Origin of the sequence: Granulicella rosea, from assembly GCF_900188085.1 — a bacterium.
Lineage (GTDB): Bacteria > Acidobacteriota > Terriglobia > Terriglobales > Acidobacteriaceae > Edaphobacter > Edaphobacter rosea.
Window position 1 is genome coordinate 555878 of sequence record NZ_FZOU01000001.1, and the last position, 15890, is coordinate 571767.

Sequence of the window (15890 nt, forward strand, 5' to 3'; positions counted from 1 at the left end):
TCTTCGGCGCACATTGGGATAACTTCAGTACCGTGACGTGCGGTTTGCGCGGCGCAAACTCTTTGGGAGCTACCAAATAAACGCCTCGGCCTGACGTTGTGGCGCATAGACTCAATCCCATAGACCTCCCTCTTGCCGCACTGCTTTTTTGCCGTCTGGAGAACCGAATTGTCGAACTTTACCCGAGCGAACGCCTGGAACCATGGCGGAGACTTCAACAATCCCGACCTCTTCTGGTACGCCCTGGGCGTGCGCGCCATGCAGGCCCGGACGCTCGACGACAAGTCCAGTTGGTGGTTCTTCGCCGCCATCCACAACGAATTTTTGAACGATCCGGACAACGGCCCGCTCATGTGGGGAAACCTTCCCTCTCCCCCGCATGTGCCCACCGGCCCCGTGCCCGCCCCGGCCATCGCCGATCTTTACTGGAATCAGTGCCAGCATGGAAGCTGGTTCTTTCTGCCCTGGCATCGCGGCTTCCTGCTTGCGCTGGAGGCGCGGATTCGCGCGGAGGTGAACGCGCTTCACGGGCCGGCGAACTGGTCGCTTCCCTACTGGAACTACCTGGGGCCGGACACGCAGTATGCGATTCCACCCGCGTTCGAGCTGACGCAGATGCCGGATGGCAGCCCGAATCCACTCTATGTGCTGGCGCGTTACGGGCCGGACGAGCCGGTCGCCGGCCAACCCAGGAGGGTCTACGTGGGCACGGCGACCTCGCAGCCGGCAGGCCTCGCGAACGGCGATGCGTTGAAGAACGATCTCTTCACCGGCTCGGACCTGAACACGGATCCGCCGGGATTCGGCGGACCTCCGACGGGCTTTCTGAGCGGCGGACGCAACGGCGGCAATCTCGAAAACAATCCGCACGGGCATGTGCATCTCGATGTCGGAGGCCACTCCACGATGGGGCTGATGTCCGACCCGAGGACCTCCGCACTCGACCCGATCTTCTACGTGCATCACGCGAACATCGACCGGGTATGGGAGGTGTGGAACCGCACCGGCGCGAACGCGAACCCGGTTGACCCGGCCTGGCTGAACGGCCCGACACTCGCCGGCGACCGCAGATTCATCATGCCAATGCCGGATGGCAGCGACCTGCGCTATACCCCGCGCGAGATGGGCCGGCTGAGCCAGATGAACTACACCTACGACGTTCTGCGGCCGCTGCCGGTGGCGGCCTCGGCAGCCAGCCCGCTGGCCGTTCCCATGGCGGCGGCGCTGACCGAGCGGCTGACCCGGCTGGGGATCGCGCCGCCGAGCTTCGAGGCCTTGACCGTCACCACCGGCACGGAGACCGAGCTGGTCGGCGCGACCGAGGCGCCGCTGATGCTGACGGCCGCGGGCGGAACGGCCAGCGTGCGGCTCGACGCGGAGGTTCTGCGCAAGGTATCGGCAAGCCTGGCGGCGCCGGTCAGTCCGGGCAAGGTGATCGCGCCGGACCGGCTCTATCTTCACCTGGACGGCATTCGCGGGTCGGGCGGGACGGCGATCCTGGGGGTCTACATCGATGCTCCCGGCGAGATCGATGCGCCCGGCGCGGCTGGCCTCTTCGCGGGAAGCGTCGCGCTCTTCGGCCTGCACGCCGCGAGCCGCCAGGACGGCTCGCACGGCGGCGAAGGCCTGCACTTCATCCTGGGCATCACGAAGATCTTCGACCGGCTGCATCTGGCGGGCGCGTTGGGCGGCGAGACGCTGAACGTGCGCCTTGCGCCGGTAAGGCCGCTCCCGGAGCGCACGAAGATCTCCGTCGGGCGGATCAGCCTCTATCGCGAGGGCGTGTGAGGTCCGGCCAGAGGGTCTTGCGGGCGTTGTTGCTGGCAGCGGCGTGCGCGTGGGTCTGGCTGATCGCCGATCCGGCGCTGGATCGCTGCGCGGCGAGGATGTCCGGCAGCGCGAGTCTGCCGGAGACCCTGCGGATGTCCCTCACGATGAATCCGCCCGGCGCGTGGGCGCTGGGATGGGCCGCGATGCTCGTCGCGACGATGCTTCCCACGCTGACGGCGCCGCTCCGCCACGTCCGGCAGCAGAGCTTCGCGCGGCGGCGTGGACGGTCGGTCGCGCTCTTTCTCACCGGGTACGGGGCCGTGTGGCTGGCCGCGGGAGTCGTGCTTACCGGGCTTGCGCTGGTTTTGGCATGGGCCACGCCGTGGGCCGGCGGGGCGGTCGGCGCGGCGGCGCTGGTGTGGCAGGCCTCTCCGGCGAAGCAGCGCTGCCTGAATCGCGGCCACGCGCATCCCGCGCTGGCGGCCTTTGGCGGGGCGGCCGACCGGTCCGCGCTGCGCTTTGGAGCGCTCCACGGAATCTGGTGCGCAGGCTCGTGCTGGGCGTGGATGCTGCTTCCGATGCTGCTGCCGCGGGGACGCCTGCTCGCCATGGCCGCCGTGGGCGGGCTGATCTTCTGCGAGCGGATGGAGCGGCCCGAGCGGCCCTGCTGGAAGATGCGGGGGCTCGGCAGGGCGGTGCGGATGGGGATGGCGAGGGTGCAAACGCGAGGTTTGGTGCGGATTCGATTGTAGGCGGCGCGGCCCAAGCATCGCGTTAAGGGCATGGCTGAAGCCATGCCCTTAACAAAACACTCCTTTGGCTACGCTATGAAGACGGCGGCGTGCCAGCCCGGCGGGGCGACGGCACGGAGCGCATGCTGAAGCTGGCGATGGCGGCGGGCTCCGAGCCCGGACGCATCTGGAGCGTTCCGAGCGCTTCGTTGCCCTCGGGCGTCTGGTCGCGAAGCCGGAAGACGAGGACGCCGGGCTGCACCTCTTTGGCCGAGAGCAGGTTGAAGCCGCCGGTCTGCTTGCGGAGTTCGAGCTGGAAGGCTGTCGCGGGGCCGGGCGCGACCGTTGGCAGCGCTTCGCCGAGTCCGGCGGCATTCGTCTGGTTGAAGGCCGCGAGCCAGCCATAGAGCAGGTGGCCGACGGGCGAGTTCGGGATCAGGCCGGTCTGGTCGCCGTAGCGCGGCAGGCGGACGACGATGGTGGCGTGGACGGGGCTGACGTGGTTGTCCTTGCGCGCGGGCACAGGGGCGTCGCCCGGGTCGCCAAGGACGATGGTGTCGATCTGGTTGGGGTCGTCATCGTCGTCGTCATGCTTGCTGTCTCCCGCGGCGCCGGCGGAACGGGAGGCGCCGGATCCACCGGCGAGCGCGGCGTGCCGGGCGTGATCCATCGCGTAGACGACCGAGGCGAGCACCCCGGCGGCGGCAAGCGTTCCGAGCAGGATCGCGCCCGCGCCGAGCCGCTGACGGCCGATGAGATGAAAGCTGGGTGCAGCGAGGGAGCGGGCTTCGGGCGGCACGGACGGCTGCATGGGTAAGCGCTCCTTAAGCCGGTAGTTTAGACCGGATTGCCTTTCACTATTCACTTCACTATCCAACACCACAAGCTCGTCATCTCGACCGGAGCGCCGCAGCTTCATCGCGGTGCGGAGTGGAGAGACCCCCGTATTGGCTTTTGCCGTTGCTTGTTTTCGCTTGACGTCAGTGCTGCAGCCGGGAAGCAGACAAGAACGAACAAACGGCAAAGACGCAATACGGGGGTCTCTCCACTGCGCTGCGCTCCGGTCGAGATGACGAGCATTTTGGGTTGACCCAAAACCGCGTCAGACCCGTTCGATGCGTCCGTTCTTCAACCGGAAGGTCTCGCCGCGCCAGACGACCGTATCGCCCGCGAAGCTCCATACCCAGAAGAGCAGGCCGAAGCAGTCGCGCACCGGCAGCAGCCACAGGTCGCGGAGCACCTGTTCGTCGCGCAGCGTGCCGACGCCGACGGTCAGCGCGACCGTCACCCGCGCGAGCAGCACCAGCGTAAACAGCGAGATGCTCCACAGCGCGAAACCGCTCGCGACCAGCGTCATCAGCGCCCAGGGGATGCAGTACGTCACGCCCAGGCCGATGTAGCCCGCGCGGCGGCTGTCGCGGGTGGAGCGCGCCCAGCGCATCTGGTGGTCCCAGTAGCCTTTGAGACCGTAGCCGGGCACAGTCGTCTCGACGCACTCGCCGCAGAGCTCGACCGTGTAACCGGCGGCGGCGATGCGCTTGCCCATCTCGTAGTCGTCGGCCAGATACTCGGTCAGGGGTTCGAGGCCGCCCGCCGCCGCGAGCGCGGTCCGGGTGCAGGCCAGCGTCGAACCCAGGCCGAAGCGGATGCCGCCCTCGATCTTGCGCGCGGTCAGCACGCCGGCGAGGAAGTCGGTCGAGATGCCCAGCGCCTCCAGCTTCGCCCAGACGGTGAGCTCGCGGCCGCCGGCGCCGGTGCGGCCGAGGTACGGCGCGGTGACCATGCCGACCTTCGGGTCCGCGAAGTAGCGGGCGACGCCCTGCAGGTAGGTCGGCCCGACGTAGATATCGCTGTCGTTGATGATGATGTGCTCGTAGCGAACGTGCGGCAGCATCTGGACGAGGTTCGAGACCTTGCCGCTGGTTCCGAGGCGCTGGGGGCACTCGACGAGGCGGATGGCGACCTCGGGGTGCTCGGCCTGCAGGCGCGCGATCTCCGGCACGGCGGGGTCGGCGAGCGAGTGGACGCCGAAGACAATCTCGAACCGGCCCGTATATTGTTGCAAACAATGGCTGACGAGGCCCGCGTACATGCGGTCGTCGACGCCTTTGACCGGCTTGAGCAGGGTGATGTCGGGCGTGTACTGGCCGGAATCGGCCATGCGGCGGCGGCGCACGGAGTGGACGAAGTCACGCGTCCCCCACAGGGCGAGCACCATATATGCCAGACCGCAGAGCGTCAGCAATGTTGTGAGCAGCTCGATTGCTGTCGCCATCTTGCTAGTCTAACGAACCGGGCGGGGGAAAGGATGTCGAATCTGGGAGATTACTTCCAGATCGGGAGCCAGCGCAGCCGCCAATACCTTCGCTGCGCTCAGGATGACAGACCCGTCGGTTGCTCGTGTTGTGGCGGGACTAAGCCCCGCACTTGCAAAACTATTCGTGCCGCAGCGCCTCGATCGGATCGAGGCTCGCCGCCTTCCACGCCGGGTAGATGCCGAAGAGCAGGCCGATGGCGCATGCGCTGCCGAAGGCCACGCCCACCCACATCGCCGAGAGCGCCGACGGCAGCACGATGCCCACGCCCAGCGCGATGAGGCTGCCGAGCACGACGCCGGTGACGCCGCCGACCGCGCACAGCGTGACGGCCTCCAGCGTGAACTGCGTGAGGATCGTCTTCTTGTTCGCGCCGATCGCCTTGCGGATGCCGATCTCGCGCGTTCGTTCGGTGACGGAGACCAGCATGATGTTCATGACGCCGACGCCGCCCACCATCAGCGCGACCGACGAAAGGGCAAAGAGCAGCGCGAAGAGCCCGAAGGTCAGCGTGGTCCACAGCCGGGTGAGCGTGTCGGTGCCGAAGATGGCGAAGTTGTCCGGCTTCTCGTTGGCGACCTTGCGGCGGCGGCGCAGCAGCTCCGTGACCTCGTCCTGCACCAGCGGCTGGTTGCGCGGGTCGTCGTACTTCAGGGTGATCCAGTAGTCGAGCTGCTCGGGGTGGAGCTGGTGGAAGGTGCTGATGGGAAAGTACGCCGTGTTGTCGTCGGGATTCTTGCCGCCGCCAAAGGGCTGCTTCTGCTTTTCGAGCACGCCGGCGACGAGGAAGACCATGCCGCCGACCTGCACCTCCTTGCCGACGGCGTTGGCGACGCCGAAGAGCTCGTCGGCGGTGTCGTAGCCGAGGACGGTGACGTGCGCGCCGCGTTCGATGTCGCCTTCGTTGAAGAAGCGGCCGTCCTCCAGGTCGAAGTTGTTCACGTCCTTCTGGGCGGGGGTGTCGCCTTCGAGCGTCGTGTTCTGCATCGTGCGGCCGCCGCCGGTCTTGATGGAGGTCTCGCCGATGCCGCCGCCGGGAGCGTTGTGGTTCGTGAACTGCAGCACCGGCGAGACCGCGACGACGTGCGGCAGGTCGCGCATGGCGACGGCATCCTCGTAGGTGAGCTGCTTGCGGGTGAGCATCTCGGTCGTCGGCCGCCCGGTGAAGACCGGGAAGCGGAAGATGAAGAGCACGTTCGAGCCGAGCGACTGCACGAAGTCGCCCACGCTGTTGTTCAGGCCGTTGACGACGGACGAGATGACGATCACCGTCATGACGCCGATGACGATGCCGAGGATGGTGAGGCCGGAGCGCAGCTTGTTCGTGCGCAGGGTCTCAAGCGCCATGGAGACGGTCTCTTTAAAGTCGTCGCGTGTCATGCTGCCTCCTCTCGTTTGTCTCGCTCTTCGTTTGTTGAGGGCACGGCTTTAGCCGTGCCCTTAACAAAACTCTCCAAACAAATCATCAGTCTGCCCTCAACGCTACAATCGGGTCCAGAGCGGCCGCTTTGCGGGCCGGGTAGACCCCGAAGAAGATGCCCGTCGCGGTCGCCATGACCAGCCCGGCGAAGACGCTCCACACGGCCACGGTCGACGGAAAACCGGCGATCACGGTGATGATCTCCGCCACGACGATGCCGCCGAAGACGCCGAGGAATCCGCCCACCAGCGCCATCGTCGCCGACTCGATCAGGAACTGCAGCAGAATATCGTTCCGCTTCGCGCCCAGCGCCTTGCGGATGCCGATCTCGCGCGTCCGCTCCGTCACCGAGACCAGCATGATGTTCATGATCACGATGCCGCCGACGATCAGCGAGATGAGCGCGATGGCCCCGGCGACCAGGCCGAAGGACGCCGTCAGCTTGCTCGCGATGCCGACCAGCGTGTTGTTCGTGTCGAGCTCGAAGCTGTTCGGCACGCCGGGACCATCGTGGCGCTGCGCGCGCATGAGCACGCGGACCTCGTCGGCGGCGTTCTCCAACCTCGGCCCCGCGCTTCCGGCCTTGATGTAGATGGTCAGCGTCTTCTGCGTGCCGTAGCTCTTCTGGTACGCGGTCAGCGGCACGCCGACGAAGTTGTCCTGCGACTGCCCGAAGGTGCTTCCCTGCTTCTCCACCACGCCGACGACGGTGTAGGGCGAGCCGTCGACGCGCAGCTCCTGCCCCAGCGGGTCGGCGCCGGCGAAGAGGTTCTCCTGCACGTCGGTGCCGATCAGCGCGACGTGCGAGGCGTGGTCCTCGTCGGTCTCGGTGAGGCCGCGGCCGAGGGCGATGTCGAGGTTCTGGAGCGAGGGCATCTCCCAGGTGTAGCCGCGAATCTGCGCGTCGGTAATGGCCTGGGTGCCGCGGACGAGCTTGCCGGTGGTCGCCTGCTGCGCGCCCATGCCGGTGCAGAGCTTGCAGTTGCCCTTGATATAGAGGTAGTCGGCGAAGAGGATGTTCTTGCGCTTCTGGTAGCGGACGTAGTCGTCCGAGTTGGTGATGAGCGACGGCATCTTGCTGACCGTAAAGGTATCCGATCCGTAGCTCGAAAACTTCGTCGTGACGAAGGTGTTCGCGCCGTTGACCAGCGTGACCACCGCAATGACCGACGCGACGCCGATGACCACGCCCAGCAGCGTGAGCACGGATCGCAGCTTGTTCTGCCAGAGCGACTGCAGCGCGAGTTGAACGGCTTCCTTGAACTCCATGGGGCGCGGGTACCTGTGGGGATGCTACGAGAGTATCAGTGGCTGAGTCCGGGCGCCTCCTCAAACGGAGGCTTAACACCGAGGACGCCGATGGAACCGATCGAAAACGGGATGAGGATGCCTGCCGTCCTGTCGGAGTGGAATCGGTCCGATCGGCGGAATCGGTGTCAAGTCTTTCTGTCCATGGGCTACACTGGAAGTGCAGGCGGCCGGACGATCGCTGCCGTGTTGTCCGCAAGGACTTTCACGGGGGAGGAAAGTCCGAACTCCGCAGGGCAGTGTGCCGGATAACGTCCGGGACGGATGCTTCAAGGCATCTGGACGGCCAGTGCAACAGAGAGCGAACCGCCTCTTCGACCGCAAGGGAGAAGAGGTAAGGGTGAAAAGGTGCGGTAAGAGCGCACCGGGCGCTGCGTAAGCAACGCCGCATGGTAAACCCCACACGGAGCAAGACCAAATAGGCAGGGAGTGTGGCTGCACGTCCTCATGCAGCCAGTGCGTATCGGCCCGATGCGCCCAGACGAGGATAGTCCGCTTCTAAGCGAAAGCCGGAGCGGGCAGTCGAAACCTGCGGGTAGGTTGCTGGAGCCAGTCAGTAATGGCTGGCCTAGAGGAATGATCGTCTAAAACAAAATTCGGCTTACGGGCCGTCTGCAAACACCACGACCCCGGTTGTCCCCAAAGGATGACCGGGGCCATCTGCTTTTCTGTCATCGTTTTGCGATAGAATTCGGCCATTCGCAACAACACCTTCCGAGGCCTCCGATGACGTTCCGCCATGCCACGCTCTCCGCCGCCCTTCTGGGCTTTGCCCTGATCGTTCCAGCCGCTCGCCCCGCCGGTCCGAAGCCGCCTTCCGCCGACAGCATCGCCAAGGAGATTTCGACCGTGCGCGCCATGCCCGACGCCAAGCGTGGTTCGGGAATCACCGCGATCGCGCTCGAGATCCGCACCCTGCCAGCGGGTCTGGACAAGGTAAAGGCTGCCTTTTCGCTCGCCGGGCTTTCCACGGAGGGCGACCCGGGCCGCGACGCGCTGCAGGCCGTCACCACCACCCTGGGACAGGCGCTGGCGGAGTATCCGCTGCCGCCAACCAAGAGCGGCAAGCCGCCGCTGCCTTACCTGAATTTGGCGCGCCTCGTGCGTTACGAAGGCATGACGACCGACTTTACCGGACCGCAGATGGATGAGGCCAACAAGCTGCTCGACTCCTATGACGAGGACGTGCGCAAGGCCGACTTTACCCTGAAGGATCTGAAGGGCAAGCCGGTGACGCTCTCCGAACTGCGCGGCAAGATCGTGCTGGTCAACTTCTGGGCGACATGGTGCCCGCCCTGCCGCAAGGAGATGCCCGATCTGGACGCCATCTACGACCACTTCAAGTCGCAGGGGCTGGTCGTCCTCTCCATCTCGGACGAGGACGCGTTCAAGGTGAACAGCTACGTGGGCCAGATGGGCTATCGTCCGCCGGTGCTGCTGGACCCGGGCCGCAAGGTGGCGACGCAGTTCCACGTCGACGGAATTCCGAAGAACTTCGTCTTCGACCGCGAGGGCAAACTGGTCGCGCAGTCGCTGGACATGCGGACGCAGCGGCAGTTCTTCCAGATGCTCGCCAAGGCCGGCCTGCACCCGTAGCCAGCCCGTCAACGTTCAGGGCACGGCTGAAGCCGCGCCCTGAACGTTGACGGTCGGGTAGACTCGAAGCTGCCATGCGCGTCATCCTTGCAGAAAAGCCGTCGGTTGCCCGAGACATCGCCAAAGCCCTCGGCTGCACCACGAAGGAGCAGGGATTCTTTCGCGGCAAGGACGACCTTGTCACCTGGGCCATCGGGCATCTCGTCCGGCTGGCGGAGCCGGGGGACATGAATCCGGCGTGGGGCAAGCCCTGGCGGCGCGAGGCGCTGCCCATGATTCCCGGCGAGTGGACCTATCTGGCGGAGGACCGCACCGCCGACCAGTTCGCCGTCATCCAGCGGCTTTTCAACGACAAGCGCGTCACCCAGATCGTCAACGCGACCGATGCGGGCCGCGAGGGCGAGGCGATCTTTCGCCGCATCTACGACCTCACCGGATCGAAGAAGCCGGTGCTGCGCTTCTGGGCGTCGTCGCTGACGGAAGACGCGATCGAGGCGGCGTTTGCGAAGCTGCGGCCTGCGTCGGACTACGACGCCCTGGGCGCGGCGGCGCAGGCGAGGGCGCAGATCGACTGGCTGATCGGCATGAATCACAGCCGGGCGACGACCCTGCACAACAGCCTGAACTGTTCCGTAGGCCGGGTGCAGACGCCGACGCTCGCCATGATCGTGCGCCGGCACCACGAGATTACCGGCTTCGTGAAGACCTTCTTCTACGAGGTCCACGCCGACATGGGCGAGTTCGTCGCGCGCGCCCTGAACGCCGCGCAGAAGTACGACTTCGATAAGAAGCCGGAGGCCGAGGCGATCCTCGCTTCGATCCCGGCGATGACCATCGCGACCGTGACCGCGATGGAGCGCAAGCCGCGCCGCACGCCTCCGCCGCAACTGCACAACCTGGGCGAGCTGCAGAAGGAGGCCAACCGGCGCTTCGGCCTCACCGCCGACCGCACGCTCGAGCTGGCGCAGTCGCTCTACGAGAACCACAAGGCGATCACCTACCCCAGAAGCTCGTCGCGGCATCTGTCGGAGGATATGGTCGGCGGGCTGCCCGCCGTGCTGCGCGCGCTGCGGCTTGGACCGGACAAACAGGTCCACGTAGATGCCGCGCTGGCCCGCGCCAAATCCGGGCCGAAGCTGAGCAAGCGCTTCGTCGACGGGTCCAAACTTTCGGACCACCATGCGATCATTCCGACCGCGAAGGCCGCGCCGGGAACGCTCTCGGCCGACGAGCGCAAGGTCTACCAGATCGTGGCGGAGCGGTTTCTCTGCATCTTTCTGCCGGACAAGGAGACCGAAGAGACGCGCATCGACCTGGCCGCCGGCGTGCCGAAGCAGCACCCGTTCCGCGCAAAGGGCTCGCGGCTGGTCGCTCCGGGCTGGACGGCCGTGACGGGCAACTTCGACCCCGAAAACAAGAATGAGGAGTTGGAGGACCGGCAGGAGCTGCCGCTGCTGAAGGTCGGCCAGCAGCTTCCGGTGCAGGACTCCGAACTGGTGACCAAGGAGCGCAAGCCGCCCGCGAAGTTCAACGACGCCACCCTGCTATCCGCAATGGAAACGGCGGGAAAACAGATCGACGACGAGGCTCTGCGCGAGGCGATGAAGGGCCGCGGGCTGGGCACCGAGGCGACGCGGTCGGCGATCATCCAGAAGCTGATCGATCTGTCTTATGTCGAACGCAATGGAAAAGCCTTCGACCCTACGGGCAAGGGCATCGCGCTGATCGACCAGGTGCTGCCGAAGCTCGCCAGCGCCGAGCTGACGGGCGCGATGGAGGAGCAACTGGCGCTGGTGGAGGCCGGGAAGCTGGACGCCTCGGTGATCTTGTCGCAGGTGGCGGACGAGCTGAAGAAGGATATTCCGGCGGTCTTCGCCTCGAAGAAGATGCAGGCCGCGGCCGCCACGCCGATCACCGCGAAGGAGGGCGAGCTGCTCTGCCCGAAGTGCAAGGGCGGCCTGCTTGCGAAGCGCCCCGGCCAGACCTTCTATGGCTGCTCGCGCTTTCGCGAGGGCTGCGGGTTTACGGTCAACACCGTTGTCGCGAAGAAGGCTATCACGGATGCGCAGGTGCGCGATCTTGTATCCCCCGCGAAGAAATACCGGACGAAGGTGATCAAGGGATTTACGTCGAAGGCGGGCAAACCCTTCGATGCGCTGCTTTTTCTGAATCAGGCGAATGAGTGGAAGGTGGAGTTTGAGTTCGAACGGTGAAGGTCGGATTCGACAGTAATGCCTGGGTGCCCCATCCTTCGCGCCTTTGCGAAGGGTGGGACGTACAAGGTTTGAGCGTCCAACATCCCACCCTTCCCGATAAAGCCAGGAAGGATGGGGCACCCGAGCAGTCTCAGCCCGTCACGATCCCGATCGCCAGAAACGAAAGCCCGATCGTGACGATGTCCTCGGCGAAGGCGATCGGCAGGTCCTGGCAGGCGGTGTGGTGCTTGATGCCCGCGCGGATGTGGTATCCGGTGAAGGCGCCGCCCAGCGCGCCGATGGCGCCGAGCACGATTCCCTCCACCGCCGAGCCGCGCAGGGCCGTCGCGGCGATGGCGCCGACCAGGCCGCCGAAGATGACGCGCGAGGCCAGCGGACCGATATCCAGCCGGCTGGGCGTCTGGGGCAGCTTGTCGCCCACCAGCTCGCCCAGCGCGAGGACGGTGAAGACGCCGACCGTGATCGGATTCGCCACCCAGAGCGCCCAGGAGTAGTGGATCGGCAGGCGGTGCAGGTACGCGAACCAGCACAGCATCGCCATGGGCGTCATGCAGCGCAGACCGGTCATCGCGCCGAGAACCGGGATGCCGATCATCCAGGACAGGATTGCCATCGCCATGGTGTTGCCTCTTAGAAACGGTCGTGTGGTGAAAGATGCATACCGGGCTCGGGTAAAGGTCTTGCCGGTCTGTCGTGTTAAGGGCATGGCTTCAGCCATGCCACTTCGATGGACAACAAGACGGCTTTAGCCGCTGAGGTACGCCTTGACAGCGTAAAGCGTACCTCAGCGGCTGAAGCCGCGATACAAAGACGGTGCTTACGGCACGGCTGAAGCCGTGCCCTTAATCACGACAGCTTCTACAGCGGCCTTCGAAAACCTGACCGCCAGAATAGCACTCGCAACCCCACGCCCTGAACAAAAGCCTTATGCCTTGTGGAGATACTCGTAGAGCGGGAACTTCCCGGCCAGCTCCAGCACCTCGGCGCGGATCTTCTTGAGCTCCGCCTCGTCGTTGCGGTGGTCGAGCGCGCGCACGATCCAGCCGGCGACGAGCTTCATCTCGGCCTCCTTCATGCCGCGCGTGGTCAGCGCCGGTGTGCCGATGCGGATGCCCGAGGGCTTCAGCGGCGGATTCGTGTCGTACGGGATGGCGTTCTTGTTGACCGTGATGCCGGCCTCGCCCAGCGCGTGCTCGGCCTCGGAACCCAGCATGCCGCGCACGAAGACGTCGACCAGGATGACATGCGTATCCGTGCCGCCGGAGATGATGCGGAAGCCCTTCTCGGCCAGCTCCGCCGCCAGCACCTTGGCGTTCGCGACCACCTGTGCGGCGTAGGTGGCGAATTCCGGCTGCAGCGCCTCGCCGAAGGCCACGGCCTTGGCCGCGACGATGTGCATGAGCGGGCCGCCCTGCTGTCCGGGGAAGACCGAGCGGTCGATGCCGGCCGCGAACTGCTGCTGGCAGAGGATGAGGCCCGAGCGCGGTCCGCGCAGCGTCTTGTGCGTGGTCGTCGTGACGACATGGGCGTGCGGCACCGGCGAAGGATGCGCACCGCCCGCGACCAGACCGGCGAAGTGCGCCATGTCGACCAGGAAGTACGCGCCTACCTTATCGGCGATCTGGCGCATGCGGGGAAAGTCGAACTGCCGCGGATAGGCGCTGCCGCCGCCGATGATCATCTTCGGCTGCTCGCGCACGGCCTGCTCCTCGAGCGCGTCGTAGTCGACGACCTCGGTGTCCTTGCGGACCTGGTAGCCGGCGACCTTGTAGAGCTTGCCCGAGAAGTTCAGCTTGTGTCCGTGGGTCAGGTGGCCGCCATGCGCAAGGTCCAGACCCAGAATGGTGTCGCCCGGCGTCAGCAGCGTCATGAAGGCGGCGGCGTTGGCCTGCGAGCCGGAGTGCGGCTGCACGTTGGCGTGATCGGCGCCGAAGATCTGCTTGGCGCGATCGCGTGCGATGTTTTCGACGACATCGGCAAACTCGCATCCGCCGTAGTAGCGCTTGCCGGGATAGCCCTCGGCGTACTTGTTGGTGAAGACGGTTCCAGCGGCTTCGAGAACGGCGCGGCTGACGAAGTTCTCGGAGGCGATCATCTCGAGACCTTCGTGCTGGCGTGCGACTTCGTTGTCGATTTGCGCGGCGATGGCTGGATCAGAGGCGGCGAGGGTGGCATTCAGATCGATCGGCATAGCTCCATCTTATGCCAGCCGGCGAGGGTTTCTGCCCAAAACCTGAGGCAAGGTCAAGAGTACGAATGCGGCAGATTGCGCACGATCGTAATGGTCACAACGTTCGTAACGGACTGACGCCAGCAGGGGGCGCCCATCGCAGCCCGGAAAAGCGACTCTGGATGTGGGACAAAGCTCCCACGAAAAGAGGAACTTACGATGCATGATCTGATGATTGCGATGGGATTTGTCGGGATGGTGCTGGCGCCGTGCGTGGTGGCGATGTTTACCCTGCCGCAACTGGATAGCTCGAAGGATTGGTCGCTGTAGGATTCCGGTGTCGTGCTTAAGGGCACGGCTTCAGCCGTGCCGCAAGCGCCGCATATGTATTGCGGCTTCAGCCGCTGCGGTACGCTTCTGTGCCACTTCCCGGCCGATACGCAGACGAGTACGCGTACATCTCCGCGCGTTCGACAAGCCGGGCACGAACGGGGTTGGCGTGAATATAACCACGCCTGACCGCAAACTCCTCCGCGTCGCGAATGCGGTGGTCCGTAAACCCGCGCTGCCAAACTGGCATCTTCGAACCGATCCGGTGAGAGAACCCGCCCTTGATCAGCCCCCTCACCCGCTCAAGGGCAACCTCCGTCGGGGTTAGCAGGAGATGAATATGATCCGGCATGATCACGAAAGCATGAAGTTTGAAGTTTCCAGCCTTGCGATAGTTCTGCAAGGTTTCGATCAGCATCTCAGCGTTCGCAGGCACTTGGAAAAGCCGACGGCGGTTGTACGTGGCGCTCGTCACAAAGTAAGTTCCAGATTGAGCCGAGCGTGACGGTATTGCCATGGCGAAGAGTGTAAACCGTACCTCAGCGGCTAAAGCCGCAAAGCAATGGCGACGTTTACGGCACGGCTAAAGCCGTGCCCTTAACAAAACAGCGCCCTTCAGTAAATGAGTAGCCATGTCGTGCTTAAGGGCACGGCTTCAGCCGTGCCGCAATAGCCGCCTTTGCCTTGCGGCTTCAGCCGCTGCGGTACGCTTCGGGCGCTACTTCGCCACAGCCAGCTTTTTGAACGCACTCCGGATGAACGTCCCCAGATACCACGCGTCGATGTACTTGTACGGCGTCTCGCCGGTCGTGTAGTGGCCGCAGGGCAGCACCTTCGAGACGTAGTTCACCCCGTGCGCCTTGAAGTTCTTCAGTACATCGAGCGAGAACTCCTCGATGAACGTGAGGTCGTACTTCGCGTGGATCACGAGCGCGTGGCGGCGGTTGGCGGCGAACTTCTCCATGTACGCCATGGGGCTGATGGCGCGGTAGACCTCGCGCAGCGTCTGCTGGGTCAGCCCGGCCTGCTCGAACGCGGCGCGGATGTGGCGCGTGCTCTGGCCGGTCCATACGACGTCGCCGAACCAGGTGCTGGCGTGGTTGAACGCGACCACCTGAAGGCGCGGGTCGTGCGCGGCGGCGATGAAGGCGTAACACGATCCGAGCGAGGTGCCCATGACGCCGAACTGCTCGTAGCCCTGCTGTTCGAGCCAGTCGAGGCAGCTGCGGATGTCGACCACTGCCTGCTGGCAGCTCGACATGGTGCGCCCGATGTTCGAGCTGCAGGCGTAGTCCGAGCGCTCCAGCTCGGCCGGCCGGCGGATGTCGTGGTACGGCTTCGAGAGCCGCAGGCAGGAGATGCCGAAGCGGTTGTAGATCTCGCAGAGCGCGTTGTGTGAGAAGGCGTCGGCGTTCCACTGCGGCATGACGATCATGGCCTGCTTCGGCCTGCCGGGCTTCTGCTGGGCCGGATACCAGCGCGCGTTGACCTGGTCGTTTTCAGGGTATGGCGTGCGCACGGGCGAGGTGAAGCGGAGGAACTCGGCCTTGTCCAGTTCGCCGGAGTCGGCCTTCTGCTTCAGCTCGGCGTCCTGCGCAAGGGTCTCCGGGCGAACGTTGGTCGGAAAGAGCTGCGGATGGCGATGCTCGAGGCGGAAGTCCGTGGGCGTCGTATAGCCGAAAAACCGGTCTGAATTGGCCGCGATGGAGGCGCTCAACGCGGTCATGCGTTCCAATTCGGGAAGCCCCTCAACGCTGTCTGAAATGTCCTGTGGAAGCCAGTCGAAGCCCCATTCCAAAGGGCGTACGATGCGATTGGTGTCGCGGGTGGTGAGCGCCGTCTCCCATGCAAACATCCATTGTGCGTACAACTTAGAGAACATTCCCCCAGTTTACCAAGCGTGGTGAAATGGAAGAAAAGCTGCAACCTGAGCGCGAAAGCGAAGATAAGGCGAAAACCTCATCCCTGTTCTCCATTTTGCTTATAACTCGCAGATTATAAACAGGTTGGGTGCGCGCCAAGGCTGCGGAAAAC

At 64.9% G+C, this 15890-nt stretch carries 13 protein-coding genes and 1 other RNA gene; 5 read left to right on the plus strand and 9 right to left on the minus strand.

Annotated elements, in window-relative coordinates; genetic code table 11:
• The first annotated feature begins 168 nt into the window (after positions 1-168).
• Positions 169-1788 (plus strand): tyrosinase family protein, encoded by a 1620-nt coding sequence (locus CHB87_RS02570; protein WP_089406803.1) that lies wholly within the window; start codon positions 169-171, stop codon positions 1786-1788.
• On the opposite strand, the gene CHB87_RS22125 is transcribed toward CHB87_RS02570, so the two are convergent.
• Positions 1763-1933: a hypothetical protein gene (locus CHB87_RS22125; RefSeq protein WP_176441543.1), complete on the minus strand. Its 171-nt coding sequence runs from the start codon at positions 1931-1933 to the stop codon at positions 1763-1765. The two genes, CHB87_RS02570 and CHB87_RS22125, sit on opposite strands and share 26 nt — an antisense overlap.
• Here CHB87_RS22125 and CHB87_RS02575 point away from each other — a divergent pair.
• Positions 1923-2522, plus strand: coding sequence for a copper chaperone (locus tag CHB87_RS02575; RefSeq protein ID WP_176441544.1), 600 nt, complete (start codon positions 1923-1925; stop codon positions 2520-2522). The genes CHB87_RS22125 and CHB87_RS02575 overlap by 11 nt on opposite strands.
• A 73-nt stretch (positions 2523-2595) precedes the next feature.
• Here the strand turns inward: CHB87_RS02575 and CHB87_RS02580 are convergent, their stop codons facing one another.
• From CHB87_RS02580 to CHB87_RS02595, 4 genes are all read right to left on the minus strand, one after another.
• Positions 2596-3312, minus strand: coding sequence for a hypothetical protein (locus CHB87_RS02580; RefSeq protein WP_089406805.1), 717 nt, complete (start codon positions 3310-3312; stop codon positions 2596-2598).
• A 291-nt stretch (positions 3313-3603) separates the two neighbouring features.
• Positions 3604-4776, minus strand: coding sequence for a bacteriohopanetetrol glucosamine biosynthesis glycosyltransferase HpnI (gene hpnI / locus CHB87_RS02585; RefSeq protein ID WP_089406806.1), 1173 nt, complete (start codon positions 4774-4776; stop codon positions 3604-3606).
• Positions 4777-4936: 160 nt separating this feature from the next.
• The gene (locus CHB87_RS02590; RefSeq protein WP_089406807.1) at positions 4937-6196 is read right to left on the minus strand and encodes an ABC transporter permease; all 1260 of its coding nucleotides are present in this window, start codon (positions 6194-6196) and stop codon (positions 4937-4939) included.
• 85 nt (positions 6197-6281) lie between these two features.
• The gene (locus tag CHB87_RS02595; RefSeq protein ID WP_089406808.1) at positions 6282-7505 is read right to left on the minus strand and encodes an ABC transporter permease; all 1224 of its coding nucleotides are present in this window, start codon (positions 7503-7505) and stop codon (positions 6282-6284) included.
• Positions 7506-7706: 201 nt separating this feature from the next.
• Here CHB87_RS02595 and rnpB point away from each other — a divergent pair.
• The 3 genes from rnpB (at position 7707) to CHB87_RS02610 (ending at position 11353) form a co-directional block, all read left to right on the plus strand.
• Positions 7707-8164: RNase P RNA component class A (gene rnpB, locus CHB87_RS02600), an RNA gene on the plus strand.
• A 106-nt stretch (positions 8165-8270) separates the two neighbouring features.
• On the plus strand, positions 8271-9140 hold the full coding sequence (locus tag CHB87_RS02605) for a TlpA disulfide reductase family protein (RefSeq protein ID WP_089406809.1): 870 nt from the start codon (positions 8271-8273) through the stop codon (positions 9138-9140).
• Between the two features lie 74 nt (positions 9141-9214).
• Positions 9215-11353 (plus strand): type IA DNA topoisomerase, encoded by a 2139-nt coding sequence (locus tag CHB87_RS02610; protein WP_089406810.1) that lies wholly within the window; start codon positions 9215-9217, stop codon positions 11351-11353.
• A gap of 133 nt (positions 11354-11486) precedes the next feature.
• On the opposite strand, the gene CHB87_RS02615 is transcribed toward CHB87_RS02610, so the two are convergent.
• The 4 genes from CHB87_RS02615 to CHB87_RS02630 all read right to left on the minus strand — a co-directional run bounded on the left by CHB87_RS02615 (position 11487) and on the right by CHB87_RS02630 (position 15738).
• A complete protein-coding gene (locus CHB87_RS02615) occupies positions 11487-11975 on the minus strand; it encodes a DUF4126 family protein (protein ID WP_176441545.1) in 489 nt (162 codons plus the stop codon).
• Between the two features lie 306 nt (positions 11976-12281).
• On the minus strand, positions 12282-13547 hold the full coding sequence (glyA, locus tag CHB87_RS02620; RefSeq protein WP_089406812.1) for a serine hydroxymethyltransferase: 1266 nt from the start codon (positions 13545-13547) through the stop codon (positions 12282-12284).
• Between the two features lie 376 nt (positions 13548-13923).
• On the minus strand, positions 13924-14373 hold the full coding sequence (locus CHB87_RS02625; protein ID WP_089406813.1) for an REP-associated tyrosine transposase: 450 nt from the start codon (positions 14371-14373) through the stop codon (positions 13924-13926).
• Between the two features lie 201 nt (positions 14374-14574).
• The gene (locus tag CHB87_RS02630) at positions 14575-15738 is read right to left on the minus strand and encodes an alpha/beta hydrolase family protein (RefSeq protein ID WP_089406814.1); all 1164 of its coding nucleotides are present in this window, start codon (positions 15736-15738) and stop codon (positions 14575-14577) included.
• Positions 15739-15890: the final 152 nt, after the last annotated feature.